This is a genomic window from Pseudomonas sp. Sample_21, from assembly GCF_004307525.1.
Taxonomy (GTDB): Bacteria; Pseudomonadota; Gammaproteobacteria; order Pseudomonadales; family Pseudomonadaceae; genus Aquipseudomonas; species Aquipseudomonas atacamensis.
Window position 1 is genome coordinate 40,814 of the sequence record NZ_RCNZ01000073.1, and the last position, 22,077, is coordinate 62,890.

17 protein-coding genes and 1 tRNA gene are annotated in these 22,077 nt (G+C 59.2%); 15 read left to right on the forward strand and 3 right to left on the reverse strand.

All coding sequences use genetic code 11. The features are described from left to right. Window positions 1–58: 58 nt before the first annotated feature. From apaG to D8U71_RS12775, 7 genes are all read left to right on the forward strand, one after another. Window positions 59–439 carry a Co2+/Mg2+ efflux protein ApaG gene (apaG, locus tag D8U71_RS12745; protein WP_016772895.1) on the forward strand — a complete coding sequence of 127 codons (381 nt, stop codon included), beginning with the start codon at window positions 59–61 and terminating at the stop codon, window positions 437–439. Beyond that, on the forward strand, window positions 439–1,320 hold the full coding sequence (locus D8U71_RS12750) for a symmetrical bis(5'-nucleosyl)-tetraphosphatase (RefSeq protein ID WP_130887898.1): 882 nt from the start codon (window positions 439–441) through the stop codon (window positions 1,318–1,320). The genes apaG and D8U71_RS12750 overlap by 1 nt, the downstream gene beginning before the upstream one ends. 33 nt (window positions 1,321–1,353) lie before the next feature. Further along, a complete protein-coding gene (glpE, locus tag D8U71_RS12755) occupies window positions 1,354–1,683 on the forward strand; it encodes a thiosulfate sulfurtransferase GlpE (protein ID WP_016772893.1) in 330 nt (109 codons plus the stop codon). Between the two features lie 296 nt (window positions 1,684–1,979). Beyond that, complete coding sequence (locus tag D8U71_RS12760) at window positions 1,980–3,902, forward strand: PrkA family serine protein kinase (RefSeq protein WP_016772892.1); 1,923 nt, start codon at window positions 1,980–1,982, stop codon at window positions 3,900–3,902. Window positions 3,903–4,021: 119 nt separating this feature from the next. Then, window positions 4,022–5,293 carry a YeaH/YhbH family protein gene (locus D8U71_RS12765; RefSeq protein ID WP_130887899.1) on the forward strand — a complete coding sequence of 424 codons (1,272 nt, stop codon included), beginning with the start codon at window positions 4,022–4,024 and terminating at the stop codon, window positions 5,291–5,293. Then, on the forward strand, window positions 5,290–6,852 hold the full coding sequence (locus D8U71_RS12770; protein ID WP_024014545.1) for a SpoVR family protein: 1,563 nt from the start codon (window positions 5,290–5,292) through the stop codon (window positions 6,850–6,852). The genes D8U71_RS12765 and D8U71_RS12770 overlap by 4 nt, the downstream gene beginning before the upstream one ends. A gap of 63 nt (window positions 6,853–6,915) precedes the next feature. Then, window positions 6,916–8,145 (forward strand): multifunctional CCA addition/repair protein, encoded by a 1,230-nt coding sequence (locus tag D8U71_RS12775; protein WP_130887900.1) that lies wholly within the window; start codon window positions 6,916–6,918, stop codon window positions 8,143–8,145. 85 nt (window positions 8,146–8,230) lie between these two features. Here the strand turns inward: D8U71_RS12775 and folK are convergent, their stop codons facing one another. After that, window positions 8,231–8,749: a 2-amino-4-hydroxy-6-hydroxymethyldihydropteridine diphosphokinase gene (folK, locus tag D8U71_RS12780; protein WP_130887901.1), complete on the reverse strand. Its 519-nt coding sequence runs from the start codon at window positions 8,747–8,749 to the stop codon at window positions 8,231–8,233. Further along, window positions 8,740–9,096: a dihydroneopterin aldolase gene (gene folB / locus D8U71_RS12785; RefSeq protein WP_016772885.1), complete on the reverse strand. Its 357-nt coding sequence runs from the start codon at window positions 9,094–9,096 to the stop codon at window positions 8,740–8,742. The genes folK and folB overlap by 10 nt, the downstream gene beginning before the upstream one ends. Window positions 9,097–9,170: 74 nt before the next feature. Between folB and plsY the strand changes: the two genes are divergently transcribed. Beyond that, entirely contained in the window at window positions 9,171–9,740 is a 570-nt protein-coding gene (gene plsY / locus D8U71_RS12790; protein WP_125925519.1) for a glycerol-3-phosphate 1-O-acyltransferase PlsY, read from the forward strand. 23 nt (window positions 9,741–9,763) lie between these two features. On the opposite strand, the gene tsaD is transcribed toward plsY, so the two are convergent. Beyond that, window positions 9,764–10,789: a tRNA (adenosine(37)-N6)-threonylcarbamoyltransferase complex transferase subunit TsaD gene (gene tsaD / locus D8U71_RS12795; RefSeq protein WP_016772883.1), complete on the reverse strand. Its 1,026-nt coding sequence runs from the start codon at window positions 10,787–10,789 to the stop codon at window positions 9,764–9,766. A 199-nt stretch (window positions 10,790–10,988) separates the two neighbouring features. Between tsaD and rpsU the strand changes: the two genes are divergently transcribed. From rpsU to D8U71_RS12830, 7 genes are all read left to right on the forward strand, one after another. Next, window positions 10,989–11,204, forward strand: a complete 216-nt coding sequence (rpsU, locus tag D8U71_RS12800; RefSeq protein ID WP_002551877.1) for a 30S ribosomal protein S21 — start codon at window positions 10,989–10,991, stop codon at window positions 11,202–11,204. Between the two features lie 486 nt (window positions 11,205–11,690). Next, entirely contained in the window at window positions 11,691–13,655 is a 1,965-nt protein-coding gene (dnaG, locus tag D8U71_RS12805; RefSeq protein WP_130887904.1) for a DNA primase, read from the forward strand. A 67-nt stretch (window positions 13,656–13,722) separates the two neighbouring features. Further along, window positions 13,723–15,570, forward strand: coding sequence for an RNA polymerase sigma factor RpoD (gene rpoD, locus D8U71_RS12810; RefSeq protein ID WP_024014550.1), 1,848 nt, complete (start codon window positions 13,723–13,725; stop codon window positions 15,568–15,570). A gap of 126 nt (window positions 15,571–15,696) precedes the next feature. After that, window positions 15,697–19,443, forward strand: a complete 3,747-nt coding sequence (locus D8U71_RS12815) for a bifunctional diguanylate cyclase/phosphodiesterase (protein WP_123443836.1) — start codon at window positions 15,697–15,699, stop codon at window positions 19,441–19,443. Window positions 19,444–19,458: 15 nt separating this feature from the next. Further along, window positions 19,459–19,535, forward strand: a tRNA-Ile gene (locus tag D8U71_RS12820). A 179-nt stretch (window positions 19,536–19,714) separates the two neighbouring features. Next, the gene (locus tag D8U71_RS12825; RefSeq protein ID WP_016772879.1) at window positions 19,715–20,176 is read left to right on the forward strand and encodes an Lrp/AsnC family transcriptional regulator; all 462 of its coding nucleotides are present in this window, start codon (window positions 19,715–19,717) and stop codon (window positions 20,174–20,176) included. Between the two features lie 214 nt (window positions 20,177–20,390). Then, window positions 20,391–22,073 carry an NAD(P)/FAD-dependent oxidoreductase gene (locus tag D8U71_RS12830; RefSeq protein ID WP_016772878.1) on the forward strand — a complete coding sequence of 561 codons (1,683 nt, stop codon included), beginning with the start codon at window positions 20,391–20,393 and terminating at the stop codon, window positions 22,071–22,073. Window positions 22,074–22,077: the final 4 nt, after the last annotated feature.

Genomic DNA, 22,077 nt, shown 5'->3' on the forward strand with positions numbered 1-22,077 from the left:
CCTAGACTGATTCCCCATCAGCTACGCCCCGCGTTCCGCTTCGTTAAGGCCCTCTTGCATGTCCGATTCCCGTTACCAGGTCGATGTCAGCGTCGTCACCCATTATCTGGCAGACCAATCGCAACCCGAACACGACCGTTTCGCCTTCGCCTACACCATCACCGTACAGAACAACGGCGAGATTGCGGCCAAGCTTCTGTCCCGGCACTGGGTGATTACCGACGGTGACGGCCATGTCGAACACGTGCGCGGTGAAGGCGTCGTCGGCCAGCAACCGTTGATCGATGCAGGCAAGAGCCACACGTATACCAGCGGCACGGTGATGACCACCAAGGTCGGCACCATGCAAGGCTCCTATCAGATGCTCGCCGACGACGGCAAACGTTTCGATGCGACCATCAAACCGTTTCGCCTCGCCGTACCCGGAGCCCTGCACTGATGACGACTTACGCCGTCGGTGACCTGCAAGGCTGCCTCGAACCGCTCAAGTGCCTGCTCAAGCAAGTTGCCTTCGACCCGGTGCTGGATCGGCTATGGCTGGTCGGCGATCTGGTCAACCGCGGCCCGCAGTCGCTGGAAACCCTGCGCTTTCTCTACGAGATGCGCGAGTCGCTGGTCTGTGTCCTCGGCAATCACGATTTGCATCTGCTGGCCGCCGCGAAAAAGATCGAGCGCTTGAAGAAAAGCGACACCTTGCGCGAAATCATCGAGGCCCCCGACGGCCCGCAATTGATGGAATGGCTGCGCCAGCAGAAGCTGATGCATTACGACGAAACACGCGATGTTGCGATGGTCCATGCTGGCATCCCGCCGCAATGGTCGCTGCGCCGTGCGTTGAAGTGCGCCGCCGAAGTCGAGACCGCCCTGCGTGACGACAACGTGTTCCCCGCCTACCTTGACGGCATGTACGGCAACGAACCGGCGAGATGGGACAACGACCTCAAAGGCATTGATCGCCTGCGGGTGATCACTAATTATTTCACACGCATGCGCTTTTGCACCGCCGAGGGCAAGCTCGACCTCAAAAGCAAGGAAGGCCTCGACAGCGCCCCACCCGGCTACAGGCCGTGGTTTCAGCACAAGGAGCGCAAGACCAAAGGCCTGCGCATCATCTTCGGTCACTGGGCCGCGCTTGAGGGCAATATCCACGAGCCGGGCATTTCCGCGCTGGACACCGGATGCGTATGGGGCGGCAGCCTGACGCTGATGAACGTCGACAGCGGCGAACGCCTGTCATGCAAATGCGACGAGCACGGCGGGCTTGCACACACGGTTGCGCCACTTATCCCCGAATCTTCGCCAGTCGACGCGCCGCGTTAGACTGCACTTTCAGTTGAGCTACAGGAACCCGCCATGAGCGAATTCAAACGAATCCCCCCGGAACAGGCGCAGGCCCTGCGTGAACAAGGCGCCGTTGTGGTCGACGTGCGCGACCCGGCGACCTTTGCCGCGCTGCATATCAGCGGTTCGAAGCATCTCGACAACCATTCGCTGCACGCTTTCATTCAAGGCGCCGATCTTGATGCACCGACCGTCGTGGTCTGCTATCACGGCAACTCCAGTCAGGGCGCAGCCGCCTATCTGGTCAGCCAAGGTTTCTCCGATGTTTACAGCATGGACGGCGGCTTTGAGCTGTGGCGTACGACTTATCCGTCGGAAACCGCGCAAGGCACCGCCGAATAATTTTTTTGCGCAGCGCAGGCCCCGGCTGCCGTGGTCCTGCGCGCGGCAGACGAACGGTCTGCCACAACTAATTACGTATCTCGCCTTTACCTCTCGAATTCCCAACTATCCTTAAGCGCAGGCCATCCAAATCAGGGGAGAGCCGGTACACCGGCGCGCGGATCATCGGGAGTAGCTTTCGCGGTTTGTCGACCGTGGGAGAATTCTGGGGGGTAAACAGCAGCTGCCACAGCGACTGCTGCCAGCATCGACTGAGTGATCCGGCGTCGGCTCCACGTATCGAGCGAGGTGACGTCATGAGTATCTTTAGCCACTTCCAACAACGCTTCGAATCCACACGCCAGGAAGAACTCTCTCTGCAGGAGTACCTGGAGCTGTGCAAAAACGATCGCAGCGCCTACGTTTCCGCCGCCGAGCGTCTATTGATGGCGATCGGCGAACCGGAACTGCTCGACACTTCGACCAATTCGAGGCTGTCGCGCATCTTCTCCAACAAGGTGATCCGCCGCTATCCGGCCTTTGAAGACTTCCACGGGATGGAAGAATGCATCGACCAGATCGTCTCGTATTTCCGCCACGCCGCCCAAGGCCTGGAAGAGAAGAAACAGATTCTTTATCTGCTCGGCCCCGTCGGTGGCGGTAAATCGTCCCTGGCCGAGAAGCTGAAACAGCTGATGGAGAAAGTGCCTTTCTACGCCATCAAGGGCTCGCCGGTCTTCGAATCACCTCTGGGTCTGTTCAACGCCACTGAAGATGGCGCGATCCTCGAGGAAGACTTCGGTATCCCACGACGCTATCTGAACACCATCATGTCGCCCTGGGCGACCAAGCGCCTGGCCGAATTCGGCGGCGACATCAGCCAGTTCCGCGTGGTCAAGCTGTACCCGTCGATCCTCAATCAGATTGCCGTGGCCAAGACCGAACCCGGTGACGAGAACAACCAGGACATCTCGGCGCTGGTCGGCAAGGTCGATATCCGCAAACTCGAAGAATTCCCGCAGAACGACGCTGACGCCTACAGCTACTCCGGTGCGCTGTGCCGAGCCAACCAGGGCTTGATGGAATTCGTCGAAATGTTCAAGGCGCCGATCAAGGTGCTGCACCCATTGCTGACCGCTACTCAGGAGGGCAACTACAACAGTACCGAAGGCCTCGGCGCGATTCCCTTCACCGGCATCCTGCTGGCTCACTCCAACGAGTCGGAGTGGCACACCTTCCGCAACAACAAGAACAACGAGGCGTTCATCGACCGGATCTACATCGTCAAAGTGCCGTACTGCCTGCGCGTCAGCGATGAAGTGAAGATCTACGACAAACTCCTGTTCAACAGTTCCTTGTCCAAGGCGCACTGCGCACCGGACACCTTGAAAATGCTTGCGCAATTCACCGTGCTGTCACGCCTCAAGGAGCCGGAAAACTCCAACATCTACTCGAAGATGCGCGTCTACGACGGTGAAAACCTCAAGGACACCGATCCGAAGGCCAAGTCGATTCAGGAGTATCGCGATTCGGCCGGTGTCGACGAAGGCATGAACGGTCTGTCGACCCGCTTCGCCTTCAAGATCCTCTCCAAGGTGTTCAACTTCGATCCGCATGAAATCGCCGCCAACCCAGTGCACCTGCTCTATGTGCTGGAGCAGCAGATCGAACAGGAACAGTTCCAGGCCGAAACCCGCGAACGCTACCTGCGCTATCTGAAGGAATACCTGGCGCCGCGCTACATCGAGTTCATCGGCAAGGAAATCCAGACCGCTTATCTGGAGTCCTACAGCGAATACGGTCAGAACATCTTCGACCGCTACGTGCTGTATGCGGACTTCTGGATTCAGGATCAGGAGTATCGCGACCCGGAAACCGGCGAGATTCTCAACCGCGTGGCGCTGAACGAAGAACTGGAGAAAATCGAGAAACCGGCCGGGATCAGCAATCCGAAGGATTTCCGCAACGAAATCGTCAACTTCGTCCTGCGCGCCCGGGCCAACAACAACGGCAAGAACCCGACCTGGCTCAGCTACGAAAAACTGCGGGTGGTCATCGAGAAGAAAATGTTCTCCAACACCGAAGACCTGCTGCCCGTCATCAGCTTCAACGCCAAGGCCAGCAAGGAGGATCAGCAGAAACACAACGACTTCGTTACGCGAATGGTTGAACGTGGCTACACCGATAAACAGGTACGCCTGCTGTCCGAATGGTACCTGCGGGTCCGCAAGTCGCAGTGAGGCAGCTGCAAGCTATAAGCCACAAGCTGCAAGAACAAAGCGCGTGAACCCGAAAACACGGGCATTCGCTTTTACTTGCAGCTTGCAGCTCAAAACTTGAAGCTCCCCGGAGGGGCCTTATGAGCTATGTGATCGACCGACGCCTCAATGGCAAGAACAAGAGCACGGTAAACCGCCAGCGTTTTCTGCGGCGTTACCGTGACCACATCAAGAAGGCTGTCGAAGAGGCAGTCAGTCGCCGCTCCATTACCGATATGGAGCACGGTGAACAGATCAGCATTCCCGGTCGCGACATTGACGAACCGGTGCTTCATCACGGACGCGGCGGCAAGCAGACCGTGGTGCATCCCGGTAACAAAGAGTTCACGTCCGGTGAACATATCGCTCGTCCACCGGGAGGCGGCGGTGGACGCGGTCCGGGCAAGGCGGGGAATTCCGGCGAAGGCATGGACGAGTTCGTCTTCCAGATCACGCAGGAAGAGTTCCTCGAATTCATGTTCGAAGACCTTGAATTGCCGAATCTGGTCAAACGCAACCTGACCGGCACCGACACGTTCAAAACCGTACGCGCCGGGATCAGCAACGAGGGCAATCCGTCGCGGATCAACATCATCCGCACCCTGCGCTCAGCGCATGCGCGTCGTATTGCCCTGTCTGGCAGCAGCCGCGCGAAATTGCGCGAAGCCAAGGAGGAGCTGGCACGGCTCAAGCGCGAAGAACCGGACAACTTCGGCGATATCCAGGAACTCGAGGCTGAAATCGAGAAACTCAGCGCACGCATTCACCGCGTGCCGTTCCTAGATACCTTCGACTTGAAATACAACCTGTTGGTCAAGCAACCCAATCCCAGTTCCAAAGCAGTGATGTTTTGCCTGATGGACGTTTCCGGTTCGATGACGCAGGCGACCAAGGACATCGCCAAGCGCTTCTTCATCCTGCTGTACCTTTTCCTCAAGCGTAACTACGACAAGATCGACGTGGTGTTCATCCGTCACCACACCAGCGCCCGGGAAGTGGACGAAGAGGAGTTTTTCTATTCTCGTGAGACCGGCGGCACCATCGTTTCCAGCGCCCTGAAGCTGATGCAGGAAATCATGGCCGAGCGCTATCCGAGCAATGAGTGGAACATTTATGCCGCTCAAGCCTCCGACGGCGACAACTGGAACGACGATTCGCCGATCTGCCGTGACATCCTGATCAACCAGATCATGCCGTTTGTGCAGTACTACACTTATGTGGAGATCACCCCGCGCGAACATCAGGCCCTGTGGTACGAATACGAACGCATCGCCGAAGCCTTCTCTGACACGTTTGCCCAGCAGCAACTGGTCTCGGCCGGAGATATCTATCCGGTCTTCCGTGAACTCTTCCAGCGCAGGTTAGTGACATGACCGCCAAAGAGCAGAAACGCCAACCGATTTCCACCGGCTCCGAATGGACATTCGAGCTGATCCAGACCTACGACCGTGAAATCGCCCGGATCGCGGCCCGTTATGCACTGGACACCTATCCCAACCAGATCGAAGTGATCACCGCCGAGCAGATGATGGACGCCTATGCCTCGGTGGGCATGCCGCTGGGCTATCACCACTGGTCCTACGGCAAACACTTCCTCAGCACAGAGAAATCCTACAGTCGCGGGCAGATGGGCCTGGCCTACGAGATCGTAATCAACTCCGACCCGTGCATCGCCTATCTGATGGAAGAAAACACCATCTGCATGCAGGCGCTGGTGGTGGCCCATGCCTGCTATGGCCACAACAGCTTCTTCAAGGGCAACTACCTGTTCCGCACCTGGACCGATGCCAGTTCGATCATTGATTACCTGGTGTTCGCCAAGCAGTACATCATGCAGTGCGAGGAACGCCACGGCATCGACGCCGTGGAAGATCTGCTCGATTCCTGCCATGCCTTGATGAATTACGGCGTCGACCGCTACAAGCGTCCGTATCCGATCTCCGCCGAAGAAGAGCGCCGGCGGCAAAAGGACCGTGAAGAGCACATGCAGAAGCAGATCAATGATCTGTGGCGCACCATTCCCAAAGGCGCGGACAAATACAGCGACAAGGACAACGCCCGCTTCCCGGCCGAACCGCAGGAAAACATCCTCTATTTCATCGAGAAACACGCGCCACTGCTGGAACCCTGGCAACGCGAAATCGTGCGCATCGTGCGCAAGATCGCCCAGTATTTCTATCCGCAGCGCCAGACCCAAGTCATGAACGAAGGCTGGGCAACGTTCTGGCATTACACGCTGATGAATGATCTGTATGACGAAGGCCTGGTCACCGACGGCTTCATGATGGAATTCCTCACCTCGCACACCAGCGTGGTGTTCCAACCGGGTTTCGACAGTCCGTACTACAGCGGCATCAACCCCTATGCGTTGGGTTTCGCCATGTACCGCGACATTCGGCGCATGTGCGAAGAGCCTACCGAAGAGGATCGCCGCTGGTTCCCGGACATCGCCGGTTCCGACTGGCTGTCGACCATCAAGTTCGCCATGAGCAGTTTCAAGGACGAGAGCTTCATCCTGCAGTACCTGTCCCCCAAGGTGATCCGCGATCTGAAGCTGTTCAGCATTCTCGATGACGACCAGAAAGACGACCTGCTGGTGCCGGCCATCCATGACGAGGGCGGCTACCGGATCATCCGTGAAACCCTTGCCGCGCAGTACAACCTCGGCAATCGTGAGCCGAACGTGCAGATCTACAGCATTGATCGGCGCGGCGATCGCTCGCTGACCCTGCGCCATCAGCAACACGATCGCAAACCATTGGGCGACTCCACCGAGGAAGTGCTCAAGCACCTGCACCGGCTCTGGGGCTTCGACATTCATCTGGAAACCCTGCAAGGCGACCAGATCATGAAAACCCATCACGTGCCGCCGCGCAGTGAACACAGCGAGGGCGATTACGGCCGGCTCGATCTGGCCGTGATTCATCTTTGATCCGGTTCTGGCCTCCGAAAGTCTGACGCAAGGGTTATCCTGTCGGACTGACGGAGGTTTTTTATGCAGGTTTACAAGGTTGGCGGCGCGGTACGTGATCGCCTTTTAGGGTTGCCGGTCACTGATGTCGACCGGGTCGTGGTCGGCGCGACCACTGAAGAAATGCTCGCCCAGGGGTTTCGCGCGGTTGGCGCGGATTTCCCGGTGTTTCTGCACCCGAAAACCGGTGAGGAATATGCTCTCGCCCGCACGGAGCGCAAAAGCGGTCGCGGTTACGGCGGTTTCACTTTCTACGCGAGTCCCGAAGTCACGCTCGAAGAAGACCTGATTCGACGCGACCTGACGATCAATGCCATGGCCGAGGACGATCAGCTCAACCTGACCGATCCGTATCATGGTCAACGCGACCTCGAAGCACGAATCCTTCGCCATGTTTCCCCGGCGTTCGCCGAAGATCCGTTGCGAGTGCTGCGCGTTGCCCGTTTTGCTGCGCGTTACGCAGGACTGGGCTTCACGGTCGCCGACGAGACCATGGGTTTGATGCGCCAGCTCAGTGAGTCCGGCGAATTGCAGGCGCTGACCGCTGAGCGCAGTTGGAAAGAGATTTCCCGCGCACTGATGGAAGACCGTCCACAGGTGTTCATCCAGGTCTTGCGCGACTGTGGCGCACTCAAAGAGCTAATGCCGGAAGTCGACGCCTTGTTCGGCGTGCCGCAGCCAGAGACCCATCACCCGGAAATCGACACGGGCCTGCACACCCTGAGCGTGCTGGAGCAATCATCCCTGCACAAACAACCACTGACAGTGCGCTGGGCCTGCCTGCTGCACGACTTGGGCAAAGGCCTGACGCCGGAAGAAGAATGGCCCAGGCATATCGCCCATGAGCACACCGGGCTGAAGCTGATCAAAGCGGTCAACGAGCGCTTCAAAGCCCCCAAAGACTGTCAGGAACTGGCGCTGCTGGTCGGGCAATACCACACCCATGGGCACCGGGCGCTGGAGCTGAAAGCCTCGACGCTGCTGGAGTTGCTGCAGAGTTTCGATATTTATCGCCGGCCGCAGCGATTCGAAGAGTTTATCGCCGCGTGCGAGATGGATGCCCGTGGCCGCAAGGGCCTGGAGCAGCGCAGTTATCCACAGGCGGACTATTTGCGCGGAGCCGCGAAAGCTGCGCGAGCGGTGGCGGTGCAGCCTTTGCTGGAGCAGGGATTCAAGGGGCCGGAATTGGGCGAAGCGCTGAAGCGGGAACGACTGAAGGCGTTGAAAGCCTACAAAGAGGTGGCGACAGCCTGATAAAAAACTTCGCGAGCAGGCTCGCTCCCACAGGAGGCCTCGATCCCATGTGGGAGCGAGCCTGCTCGCGAAAGCGCATTTGATATCACCGCAACTCCGAAGGCGTGAGCTGCTCCCCCCGCCATTCGAACGCAACCGGCGCCAACACCTGATCAATTTGCGCCTCAGCCCACAACGTCGCAAAGCTTTGGCCCACCCCCGGATGCAACCGATCCGGCGCAATCAACGACAGTGGCCACAGCACAAAGGCATTTTTCAGGATTTCCGCACGCGGCAGCATCAATCCATCAAAATTACCCACCAGATCGCCATACAGCAGCACGTCGATATCCAGCGGCAAGCCCTTGCGATCCGGGGCATAGCGACCGTTATCCGCCTCAATGAATTTCAAGCGGCGATCAAGCTCCATCAACGGCAGATCGGTGTAGGCCGAGACCACGAAATTGAAGAACGGCCCGCTCTTGATGCCCACCGGCTGGCTCTCGAACACCGCCGAACAACGGATATCCACCAGGAACGTGGCCAGCGCATCGAGACCGGCGCGCAAATGGGTTTCGCGCTCGATATTGCTACCGAGCCCGAGGTAGACCTGAGTCAGCGACATCCGCGCTCGATCTCCACACCCACACCGCCCTTGGCCGCCGGCACCGCGCCCGGTTTGGTCAGTTTCAGTCGCACCCAGGTGATCTTGAATTCGGCCATCAGCACTTCAACCAGACGCTCGGCAAAGGTTTCGACCAACTGGAACTGCGCCTGCTCGGCGAAGGCCTGAATGCGCGTGGAAACACTGGCGTAATCGAGCGCCAGAGTCAGGTCGTCACCGGCGGCAGCCGGGCGATTGTCCCAGGCGAAGCTCAGATCAAGACGCAGGCACTGACGGATGCCACGCTCCCAGTCGTAGGCACCGATCACGGTGTCGACTTCCAGGCCCTCGATAAACACTCTGTCCAAGCACTTCTCTCCGCTGCACGACAAGGGCGCAATGCGCCGTTAGAATCAGGGCGTCCTCGCCCGGAATAGTTAGCATGTTTTGGTTACTGGCGATTCTCGCCTACCTGCTCGGCTCGCTGTCCTTCGCCATTTTGCTCAGCCGCCTGACCGGAAATCCGGATCCGCGAATGAGTGGCTCGGGTAATGCCGGCGCCACCAACATGCTGCGCCTGGCCGGTCGCAAACTGGCGATCCTGACCCTGCTCGGTGATCTGTGCAAAGGCCTGCTGCCGGTGCTGATCGGCTCGAGCGCGGGCCTCTCACTGCAGGATCAGGCCTGGATTGGCGTGTGCGCCGTGATCGGTCACCTGTTCCCTTTGTACTTTCGCTTTCGCGGCGGCAAAGGCGTTGCCACTGCCGCCGGCATGCTGCTCGGCCTGTATCCACCCGCCGCGCTGCTGGCGGTGTGCGCCTGGCTGCTGACGTTCTACCTGACCCGCACCAGCTCGCTGGCGGCGCTGATTGCCACGCCACTGACCCTGCCATTGCTGGCCTGGCAGGAGCCGGAAGCCTTGCTGCCAATGAGCGCGCTGACCTTGCTGATTGTCTGGCGCCATCGCGGCAATCTACGCGACCTGTTTGCCGGGCGCGAACGGCATTTCTGACTGCCGTTCATGAGCGTCGCTCATTACAGCGCCGACAACTGCTCCATTGGCCAGCGTGCCTGCACGGTGATTGCCAGACTTTCCTGCTGACCAGCCTTCAGGCGCTGGCAACCGGCAAACGCGATCATCGCGCCATTGTCGGTGCAGAACTCCGGGCGCGCATAGAACACATCGCCCTTCATATCGCCGAGCATCTTTTCCAGCGAAACCCGCAACGCCTTGTTGGCGCTGACGCCGCCGGCAATCACCAGCCGCTTCATGCCTGCCTGTTTCAGGGCGCGCTTGCACTTGATGGTCAAAGTCTCCACCACGGCCTGCTGGAATGCCAGCGCGATGTCGCAACGGGCTTGCTCGCCGTCGTCCCCGGCGCTGACGCATTGCTGCCACGTGTTGAGGGCGAAGGTTTTCAAGCCGCTGAAGCTGAAGTCCAGACCTGGGCGATCACACATCGGACGCGGAAAAGTGAAACGTCCTGCGACCCCCTTCTCGGCCAGCTTGGCGATTTCCGGCCCGCCGGGGTAATTGAGGCCCATCATCTTTGCGGTTTTGTCGAAGGCTTCACCGGCCGCATCGTCGAGCGTCTCGCCGAGCAGGCTGTACTGGCCAATGCCATCGACCTGAACCAGCTGTGTATGACCACCGGAAACCAACAAAGCGACGAACGGGAATTGCGGCGGTTTCGGCTCCAGCATCGGTGCCAGCAAGTGGCCTTCCATATGGTGCACGCCAAGCGCCGGAATGCCCCAGGCAAACGCCAGCGCCTGCGCGCAGGACGCACCGACCAGCAGCGCGCCGACCAGGCCAGGACCTGCGGTGTAGGCGATTGCGTCGATCTCGGTCGGCACGCAGTCGGCCTCGGCCAACACCTGACGGATCAAGGGCAGCATGCGTTTGACGTGGTCACGCGAGGCCAGCTCCGGCACCACACCGCCATAGACGCGGTGCAGGTCGATCTGACTGAACAGCGCATCGGCCAGCAGACCGCGTTCACTGTCATACAATGCGACGCCGGTTTCGTCGCAGGAGGTTTCTAATCCCAGTACTAGCATGGGTTTGCGCCTTGTTTAGGCTGAATTCGAAGGCGCGCATAATAGTCGCCACTTGATGCCCCGACCAGCGGTTTTCGATCAGAGGCTTTGCATTCCGAGCGATGAGGGGTTAACATCCGCAACCCTTAAAAACCGACGTCTTCAAGTGCTCTTTTGCCGCGAGGATGTTGACCCCGGTAATGAATGAAGGTAGCTCTGGATGCCAGCCGTCAAAGTAAAAGAGAACGAACCCTTCGACGTAGCTCTGCGTCGTTTCAAGCGCTCCTGCGAAAAAGCCGGTGTACTGGCTGAAGTTCGTAGCCGCGAATTTTACGAGAAGCCAACTTCTGAGCGTAAGCGCAAAGCAGCAGCCGCTGTTAAGCGTCACGCCAAGAAAGTTCAGCGCGAACAGCGCCGCGCCGTTCGTCTGTACTAATCCACAGACGTTCGTAGCAAGCTTCTTGCCTAAGCCCGGCCCTCAGCCGGGCTAATGGCATTTGCGTAAAACGCTTGATGCTTCACCGTCGACGCCGCCGATGCGACCGAGACAAATCTGCTTCACCGCGTCAGGCCTGGCTCTTTTGCCAGCGGTGCACGTCTTTTCTGACGAGCCTTTCAAGGCTACTGACGAGCACACCCACTGATTCCTCTTACGACGATCAGCCCAAGGCACCTGCATGCGTGCCCGCTTTATTGAGCTATCCGAGGCCGACAACCGGCCGTCAGCGGATTCAGCGCAACACTTTCACATAGTCGAAGACTGATAGGTACTAACGTCAGTGGATTTTCGGCAGATACACTTCCCGACAGCGATCACGCAGACGACATCGGTCGAGCCGCACTTTTTGTGCGTTTCCAGCAATGGCCCGCGTCCGACAGCCTGTCGCAACAGATTTATTGCAGCGCAGACGACGAGAACGCCATGGCCGGGCTGATTCCCCAGAGCTTCATTGACGACCTGCTGAACCGCACCGACATTGTCGACGTGGTCAGCTCGCGCGTGCAATTGAAGAAGGCCGGCAAGAACTACACCGCCTGCTGCCCTTTCCACAAAGAGAAAACCCCGTCGTTCAGCGTCAGCCCCGACAAGCAGTTCTATTACTGCTTCGGTTGCGGCGCCGGCGGCAACGCCCTCGGCTTTCTCATGGATCACGACAACCTGGACTTCCCCCAGGCCGTCGAAGATCTGGCCAAAGCCGCCGGCATGGAAATCCCCCGCGAAGAAAGCGGCCGCGAGCGCAAGCCGCGTCAGCCGACCGATTCGCCGCTGTATCCACTGCTCACCGCCGCCGCTGATTTTTACCGGCAGGCACTCAAGAGCCATCCGTCGCGCAAGGCTGCGGTGGATTACCTCAAGGGCCGCGGCCTGACTGGCGAGATCGCTCGGGATTTCGGCCTCGGCTTTGCGCCGCCAGGCTGGGACAACCTGCTCAAGCATCTGAGCAGCGACACCCTGCAACAGAAGGCCATGATCGAAGCCGGCCTGCTGATCGAGAACGCCGAAACCGGTAAGCGCTACGATCGCTTCCGCGATCGCGTGATGTTCCCGATCCGCGACACCCGTGGACGGATCATCGCCTTCGGCGGTCGCGTACTGGGCGACGACAAGCCCAAGTACCTGAACTCACCGGAAACCCCGGTATTCCATAAAGGCCAGGAACTCTACGGCCTTTATGAAGCACGCAAGAACAATCGCAACCTCGATGAAATCATCGTTGTCGAGGGTTACATGGACGTCATCGCCCTAGCTCAGCAAGGCTTGCGCAATGCCGTCGCCACGCTGGGTACCGCAACCAGCGAAGAACACCTCAAGCGCCTGTTTCGCGTCGTGCCGAACGTATTGTTCTGCTTCGACGGCGACCAGGCGGGCCGCAACGCCGCGTGGCGCGCACTGGAAGCGACCCTGCCGTGTCTGCAGGACGGTCGTCGCGCGCGGTTCCTGTTTTTGCCCGAAGGCGAAGACCCGGACACTCTGGTTCGCGCCGAAGGCACCGACGCATTCAAGGCGCGCATCAATCAGCACGCGCAGCCGCTGGCCGATTATTTTTTCCAGCAACTGACCGAAGAAGCCGACCCGCGCTCGCTTGAGGGCAAGGCGCACATGGCCACCCTCGCCGCACCATTGATCGACAAGGTGCCGGGAGCGAACCTGCGCATCCTCATGCGTCAGCGACTGACCGAGATTACGGGCCTGAGCAGCGAGACCGTCAGCCAGTTGGTTCAGAGTGCGCCGCAGGAAGCACCGCCCGCCTACGATCCGGGCTTCGATTACGACGCCATGCCGGATTACAGCGACTACCATCAGCCGCAGGCACAGGACATGTACGTGCCGCAGCAGGAATGGACGCCGAAGAAACCCGGCGCCGGCGGCAAGAAGTGGGACAAGAAACCGTGGGACAAGCACGGCAAGCGTGGTGGCGATCGTGAACAGCAGCGCCCGCGCACGCCGATTGGCGTTGAATCGCCAACCCTGACGGCATTGAGAACATTGCTCCATCATCCGCAACTGGCCAAGCGCGTCGAAGACGCCGGGCACATTGCCGATGAAAATCAGACCAACGCCCAGTTGCTTGTGGCGCTGCTCGAAGCCGTACAGAAGAATCCCAAGCTAAACTCATTTCAGTTGATCGCGCGATGGCACGGAACTGAACAGGGTCGCTTGCTCAAGGCGCTGGCAGAAAAGGAATGGCTGATTGACGGAGATAACCTTGAACAACAGTTTTTCGACACCATTACTAGCTTGTCCGCCCGCCAACGCGAGCGAAATCTCGAACAGTTACTCAGGAAAGCGCGGCAAAGCGAACTGAGCGTCGAAGAGAAAAATCAACTGCGCGACCTTTTAAGTCGCAATGTTTCCGCATCAAACCCGACCTCAACTGGCGCGTGAGGTCATAGCTCAGGTATAATCCTCGGCTTGTTTTTTGCCCGCCAAGACCTTCAGTGGATAGGGTGTTATGTCCGGAAAAGCGCAACAGCAGTCTCGTATTATTGAGTTGATCAAACTGGGTCGTGAGCAGAAGTATCTGACTTACGCCGAGGTCAACGACCACCTGCCCGAGGATATTTCAGATCCGGAGCAGGTGGAAGACATCATCCGCATGATTAACGACATGGGGATCCCCGTACACGAGAGTGCTCCGGATGCGGACGCCCTTATGTTGGCCGACGCCGATACCGACGAGGCCGCTGCGGAAGAAGCAGCCGCTGCGTTGGCGGCGGTGGAGACCGATATCGGTCGCACCACTGACCCGGTGCGCATGTACATGCGTGAAATGGGTACGGTCGAGCTTCTGACCCGTGAAGGCGAAATCGAAATCGCCAAGCGGATCGAAGAAGGCATTCGTGAAGTGATGAGCGCAATTGCGCACTTCCCTGGCACGGTTGACCACATTCTCTCCGAGTACACCCGCGTCACCACCGAAGGTGGTCGCCTGTCCGACGTCCTGAGCGGTTATATCGACCCGGACGACGGCATCGCGCCGCCTGCGGCAGAAGTGCCGCCGCCGGTTGACCCGAAAGCCGTCAAGGCCGACGACGACACCGACGACGATGATGCCGAATCTTCCGATGACGAAGAAGAAGCCGAAAGTGGTCCGGATCCGGTCATCGCTGCGCAGCGCTTCGGCGCCGTCGCCGACCAGATGGAAATCACCCGCAAGGCCCTGAAAAAGCACGGTCGTCACAACAAGGCAGCGGTTGCCGAGTTGCTGGCTCTGGCCGAGCTGTTCATGCCGATCAAACTGGTGCCGAAGCAATTCGAAGCCCTGGTCGAGCGTGTGCGCAGTGCCCTGGATCGTCTGCGTCAGCAAGAGCGCGCGATCATGCAGCTGTGCGTACGTGATGCACGTATGCCGCGCGCCGATTTCCTGCGTCAGTTCCCGGGTAACGAAGTCGACGAAAGCTGGTCCGACGCCCTGGCCAAAGGCAAGAGCAAGTACGCCGAAGCCATCGGTCGCGTGCAGCCGGACATCATCCGTTGCCAGCAGAAGCTGATTGCGCTGGAAACCGAGACCGGCCTGACCATCGCAGAAATCAAGGACATCAACCGTCGCATGTCGATCGGTGAGGCCAAGGCCCGCCGCGCGAAGAAGGAGATGGTTGAAGCCAACCTGCGTCTGGTGATCTCGATCGCCAAGAAGTACACCAACCGCGGCCTGCAATTCCTCGATCTGATCCAGGAAGGCAACATCGGCCTGATGAAAGCGGTGGACAAGTTCGAATACCGTCGCGGTTACAAGTTCTCGACTTATGCCACCTGGTGGATCCGCCAGGCGATCACTCGCTCGATCGCCGACCAGGCCCGCACCATCCGTATTCCGGTGCACATGATCGAGACGATCAACAAGCTCAACCGTATTTCCCGGCAGATGTTGCAGGAAATGGGTCGCGAACCGACTCCGGAAGAGCTGGGCGAACGCATGGAAATGCCTGAGGACAAGATCCGCAAGGTACTGAAGATCGCCAAAGAGCCGATCTCCATGGAAACCCCGATCGGTGATGACGAAGACTCCCATCTGGGCGACTTCATCGAAGACTCGACCATGCAGTCGCCAATCGATGTCGCCACGGTGGAAAGTCTGAAGGAAGCGACTCGCGAAGTGCTGTCCGGCCTCACTGCCCGTGAAGCCAAGGTACTGCGCATGCGTTTCGGTATCGACATGAACACCGACCATACGCTCGAAGAAGTTGGCAAACAGTTTGACGTAACGCGTGAGCGGATTCGTCAGATCGAAGCCAAGGCGCTGCGCAAGCTGCGCCATCCGACGCGAAGCGAGCATCTGCGCTCCTTCCTCGACGAGTGATACCAGAACCCCCGGCCCAGGCCGGGGGTTTTGTTTTATGGCAGATTAAATTCCCCGCTCCGCCCTCCCCGCCGCGTACCCCGTCTACACTCGAAACAATCATCCCCAAGCCGTGACGAGAGCGTTATGCCCAGACTGGCGCCCGTGCTTTTTCTGCTGTCATTGATGATCTGCACCGCCACGGCTGACGCGCTGACTCTCACCGATGAAGAACGCAGCTGGCTGGCGGCTCACCCTGACTTGCGCCTGGGTGTCGACGCGTCGTGGCCGCCTTTCGAATTTCGTGACGATCAGAACCGCTATCAGGGTCTGGCCGCTGACTATATCGACGTGATTCGACAACGCCTGGCGATCAAGCTGACGCCGATCGAACCGGCAAGCTGGACGGTGGTGCTGGAGCAGGTGAAAAAAGGCAAAATCGATTTGCTGCCGGGAATCATGTCCACGCCGGAGCGCCAGAATTACCTGTCATTTACCCGGCCGTACCTCGACTTCCCGATCGTCATCCTTGCTCATGTCGGCGGCGCCCAGCCGCGCAAACTCGACGACCTGTACGGTCTGAAAATCGCCGTGGTGGAAAACTACGCCCCCCACGAACTGCTGCGCACTCACCACCCCGATCTGAATCTGGTCGCCATGCCCAATGTCAGCTCGGCGCTGCAAGCTTTGGCGACCGATGAAGTGGACGCGGTGGTCGGCGATCTCGCTTCCAGCGTGTGGAGCCTGCGCCAGCTCAAGCTCGACGGCCTCTACGTCAGCGGCGAAACCCCATATCGCTATCAATTGGCGATGGCCGTGCCCCGCGACAACAAGGTGCTGGTCGGGATACTTGATAAAGTCCTCGCCGACATGACGCCGGCGGAAATCAGCAGCATCCAGGAACATTGGGTCGGTAATGTGCTCGACCACCGCACGTTCTGGTCGGACCTGCTGATGTACGGTCTGCCCGGTCTGTTGCTGCTGATGACGATCCTCGCCGTGGTGATTCGCATCAACCGCCGCCTGAGTTCGGAAATCAGCCGGCGCATCGACCTCGAACAGGAATTGCGCAGTAGCGAATATCACTACCGTGGCCTGGTAGAGAGCTTGTCGGCCATCGCCTGGGAAGCGCGGATGAGCGACTTCACCTACAGCTATGTTTCGCCCCATGCTGAAGACTTGCTCGGGTATCCACAGTCTCACTGGCTGATTCCGGGTTTCTGGCACAACATCATTCATCCGGCCGACCTGACCCGCACGCAGAACTATTGCAGGGAAGCGCTGCGCCAGGGCCGCGATCACATCGTCGATTATCGCGTGATCACCGCTGACGGCCGCTGCCTGTGGGTGCGCGACATTGTCAGCCTGATCGAGCATGGCCACGAACCGGTGATGCGCGGGTTGATGATCGATATCAGCGAAATCAAACGCACCGAAGAAGCGCTGCGGCTGTCCGAGCAGAAGTTCGCGTCAGTGTTCGAGCAATGCCCGGACATTCTCGTGATTGCACGCCTGTCCGACGGCTGCCTGCTGGAGGTCAACGAGGCCTTCGAAGAGCAGATCGGCCTCAGGGCCGAGGAGGTGATCGGGCAGACCGCCACCAATCTCAATATCTGGGGCATTCCCGGGGTCGGGCCGGGCCTCTTGCAGCGTTTGCAGGCCGGCAGCATCCGTAATCTGGAAATGCCCTTTCGCCGCAACAACGGCCAAGTCTTCACCGGGCTGATTTCCGCCGAGCCTTTCGACCTCGATACCACCCCGGCGCTGGTGGTGGTGGTTCGCGACATCAGCCAGCTCAAGGAAACCCAACAGCAACTGCAAACCTCTGAAGAGAAATTCGCCAAGGCTTTCCATGCGTCGCCCGACGGCCTGTTGCTGTCGCGCCAGAGCGACGGCCTGCTGCTGGAGGTCAACGAAGGTTTCAGCCGCATCACCGGTTTCAACAGCGCCATGTCAGTGGATCGTTCGACGCTGGATCTGGGTATCTGGGTCAACCTCAACGAACGCAAACAGATGCTCGACCTGCTGCAACGCGACGGTTTCGTCCGCGACTTCACATGCCACATCCGTCGCAGCGACGGGCAGATTCGCCTGTGCGAAGTGTCCAGTCGACCGCTGCCGATTGGCGACGAGGATTGCATGCTGACCATCGCCCGCGACATCACCGAACGCCATCTCATGCAGGAAAAACTGCAGCAGGCCGCGACCGTTTTCGAGAGCACCGCCGAGGGCGTATTGATCACCGATACTCAACAACACATCAGCGCCGTCAATCGTGCTTTCACCGAAATCACCGGTTACAGCGAAAGCGAAGCACTGGGCCACACGCCACGCTTGCTGGCGTCAGGGCTGCATGACAGCGCTTTCTACGCTGCGATGTGGCATCAATTGACCGACGAGGGACACTGGCAAGGCGAGATTTCCAACCGGCGCAAGAACGGCGAGCTGTACCCGAGCTGGCTGACCATCAGCGCGGTGCGCAATCGCGACAAGTTCATCACTCACTTCGTCGCGGTGTTCGCCGATATTTCCAGCCTCAAGCATGCCCAGGCCAAGCTCGATTACCAGGCTCACCACGATCCGCTCACCGGCCTGCCCAACCGCACCCTGTTCGAAAGCCGTCTGCAAATGGCCCTGACCAGCCAGCAGGAAAATGGCGGCCAGGGCGCGGTGCTGTTTCTCGATCTCGACCGCTTCAAACACATCAACGACAGCCTCGGCCACCCGGTCGGCGACCTGTTGCTCAAGGGCATCGCCGTGCGCTTGAAAGAACAACTGCGCGATATCGACACGGTCGCGCGATTGGGCGGTGATGAATTCATCATCCTGTTGCCAGGCTTGCAGCAAGCCAGCGACGCCGACAACATCGCGACGAAACTGCTCAACTGCTTCGGTGCGCCGTTCCAGGCCGGCGAACACGAGTTCTTTATCAGCGCCAGCATCGGCACCAGCCTCTATCCCCGCGACGGTTGCGACGTGGCCACGCTGGTGAAAAACGCCGACGCGGCGATGTACCGCTCCAAAGCCAAGGGGCGTAACCGCGTCGAAAGCTACACCCGCGACCTCACCGCCCAGGCCAGCGAGCGCATAGCGCTGGAGCACGAACTGCGCCGTGCCATCGAGCGTGATGAGCTGTTTCTTTATTACCAACCGAAAATCAGCCTGGTCGATCACAGTCTGGTCGGTGCAGAGGCGCTGATTCGCTGGCGTCACCCGACCTTCGGCGACGTGCCGCCCGAGCATTTCATTCCGCTCGCGGAAGAAAACGGCATGATCCTGCAGATCGGTGACTGGGTGCTGGAGACCGCTTGCCGGCAGATGTTCGAGTGGAACGAGATCTACCAACCGCTCGGTCCGCTTTCGGTAAACCTCGCCGGTGCGCAATTGCGTCAGCCCAACCTCTTGGTGCGCATCGAACAACTGCTCAAGGACAACCGCCTCAGGCCGGATTTACTGCAACTGGAAATTACCGAGAATTTCATCATGAGTCAGGCCGAAGAGGCGCTGGCAGTGCTACACCAACTCAAACACCTCGGTGTGCAACTGGCGATCGACGACTTCGGCACCGGCTACTCCTCGCTCAGCTACCTCAAACGCCTGCCGCTGGACATCCTCAAGATTGATCAATCCTTCGTCCGCGGACTGCCTGACGACCCCCACGACGCAGCGATCGTACGCGCCATCATCGCGCTCGGTCGCAGCATGCAATTCACCGTGATTGCCGAAGGCGTGGAAACACAGGCGCAACAACAATTCCTCGCTGCTGAAGGGTGCGAACAGATACAGGGCTACATCGTCAGCCTGCCGCTGCCCCCGGAGGAATTCGCCGCGACGTTTCTGCATGTAACCGTATCGGATTTTTCGGATAGCACAGCCGCGAAACCGTCGCTATAATCCGCGGCCTACTGAGGGCCTATAGCTCAGTTGGTTAGAGCAGAGGACTCATAATCCTTTGGTCCACGGTTCAAGTCCGTGTGGGCCCACCAAATTGAAAAGCCGCGCTTGATGCGCGGCTTTTTTGTGGGCGAGTGGTTGGGTTTCGTCTCGGCGGGCGCAACGTTCTGGAACTGCGCAGGAAAATCCGTTTGAGAGAACGCAGAAAGCCCCAACGCGATTGTCCCTGTACCATCCTTAACCTGATTGTCCCATGCCACCGGAGTCCCCCTTGCCAGACACCCGCCAACCCATCCTCGACGAAATCGACCGCCAACTGATCGCCGCGCTGCAAATCAACGCCCGCGAAAGCGTGGCCATGCTCGCCCGTCAGCTAGGCATTGCTCGCACGACGGTGACGTCGCGTCTGGCCCGCCTGGAAAAGGCCAAGGTAATCACCGGTTATGGCGTGCGCTTGGGTCAGCGTGTGGTCGATGGTGGCTTGCAGGCCTACGTTGGGATCAAGGTGCAGCCGCGTTCCGGCAAGGACGTGCTGCGGCGCTTGAGTGCGATGGCGCAGGTGCAGCAGTTGTGCGCAGTGAGTGGCGAGTTTGATTATGTCGCGTGGTTGCGCACCGATTCGCCGGAGCAGCTCGATCAGTTGCTGGATCAGATTGGCAGCGTCGATGGGGTGGAGAAAACCACGACTTCGATCATTCTGAGCAGCAAGATTGATCGCGGGCAGCCGGTCTGAGCATTGGCCGGGCATTCTGGCTGAGCCGCTTCGCGAGCGGGCTCGCTCCCATTTTTTGGTCGGTATGCAGCCCACAATCGTCAGTCTGCACAACAATCAGGCAAAACGACGACACATTGCGTCTTATTAACGCGCTCCACGCTCCCTAGAATGGCTGGCATCTTTTCCTATACTCAGACGCGAATCCTGCGTCGGGTCGCCAATAAGGTCAGCCATGAACAAGAACAATCGCCATCCTGCAGACGGAAAAAAACCAGTCACCATTTTCGGTCCGGACTTTCCGTTCGCGTTTGACGACTGGATCGAGCATCCCGCCGGCCTGGGCAGCATTCCCGAGCAGCACCATGGCGCTGAGGTGGCGATTGTCGGCGCGGGTATTGCCGGTCTGGTGGCTGCGTATGAACTGATGAAACTCGGTTTGAAGCCGGTGGTGTACGAGGCGTCGAAACTCGGTGGTCGTCTGCGCTCGCAGGCATTCAACGGCACCGATGCCATCGTCGCCGAGCTCGGTGGCATGCGCTTTCCGGTCTCCTCCACAGCGTTCTACCACTACGTCGACAAGCTCGGCCTCGAAACCAAGCCCTTCCCCAACCCGCTGACCGGCGCGTCTGGCAGTACCGTGATCGATCTGGAGGGCGAAACCTATTACGCCGAAAGCCTGAAGGATCTTCCTGCATTGTTTCAGGAAGTGGCTGACGCCTGGGCAGATGCGCTGGAAGCCGGTTCGCAGTTCTCCGACATCCAGCAAGCCATCCGTGATCGCGATGTGCCGCGCCTGAAAGAGTTGTGGAACAAGCTGGTGCCGCTGTGGGACGACCGGACCTTTTACGACTTCGTCGCCACCTCGAAAGCCTTCGCCAAATTGTCGTTCCAGCACCGCGAAGTGTTCGGTCAGGTCGGTTTCGGCACCGGCGGCTGGGATTCGGACTTTCCCAATTCGATGCTGGAAATCTTCCGCGTGGTAATGACCAATTGCGACGATCACCAGCACCTGGTGGTCGGTGGCGTCGAGCAGGTGCCACAGGGCATTTGGCGCCATGTGCCGGAGCGCTGCGTGCACTGGCCGGCCGGCACCAGCCTGAAATCCCTGCACCGTGGCGCACCGCGTTCCGGTGTGAAGAAGATTGCCCACGCACCGCAAGGCCGTTTCGCCGTAACCGACAACAACGGTGACACCCGCGAATACGCCGCCGTCCTGACAACCTGCCAGAGCTGGCTGCTGACCACTCAGATCGAATGCGACGAAACCCTGTTCTCGCAGAAGATGTGGATGGCCCTCGACCGCACGCGCTACATGCAGTCGTCGAAAACCTTCGTGATGGTCGACCGACCATTCTGGAAGGACAAGGATCCGGAGACCGGCCGCGATGTGATGAGCATGACCCTCACCGATCGCCTGACCCGTGGCACCTATCTGTTCGACAACGGCGACGACAAGCCGGGAGTGATCTGCCTGTCTTACTCGTGGATGAGCGACGCGCTGAAAATGCTCCCGCATCCGGTAGAAAAACGCGTTGAACTGGCATTGAACGCGCTGAAAAAGATCTACCCGAAAGTCGACATCGCCGCACGGATCATCGGCGATCCGATCACCGTGTCGTGGGAAGCCGATCCGTACTTCCTCGGTGCCTTCAAGGGCGCCCTGCCCGGCCATTACCGCTACAACCAGCGCATGTATGCGCACTTCATGCAGGACGATATGCCGGCCGAGCAGCGCGGGATTTTCATCGCCGGCGACGACGTGTCGTGGACCCCGGCGTGGGTCGAAGGCGCGGTGCAGACCTCGCTCAACGCGGTGTGGGGCATCATGAAACATTTCGGCGGTTCGACACATAAAGAGAACCCGGGCCCGGGTGATGTGTTCAAAGACATCGGCCCTATCGCCCTGCCCGAGTAAGAGG